The 242-nt window shown below is 47.9% G+C and carries 1 protein-coding gene; it reads right to left on the bottom strand.

Features of this window, described 5'->3' with window-relative positions:
* The coding region (locus tag Q4563_RS22045) for a sensor histidine kinase (RefSeq protein ID WP_303606058.1) at positions 1–242 on the bottom strand (242 nt) is incomplete at both ends.

The following is a 242-nucleotide window of genomic DNA, read 5'->3' as shown; positions in this document are numbered from 1 at the left end:
ATCCATCATCGGCCGCAACAGAAAGGGGTTCGATTCTATTTCGACACCCACGGCCTGGATTCTGGAAAAATCGAGAATATCATTAACCAACGCCAATAAATGCCGCGATGAGGTCAGCGTCTGGTTAGCGTAACGATGCACATCGGAATCGTTGGTACACGCATCGATCAGTGTGGTGAAACCAAGAATGGCATTTAACGGGGTGCGTAGCTCATGGATCATATTGGCCAGAAATTCAGACT

Source organism: Gilvimarinus sp. 1_MG-2023, from assembly GCF_030548285.1.
The sequence above is the reverse complement of the archived record's forward strand: the minus strand, read 5'-3'. Positions and strand labels throughout refer to the sequence as shown.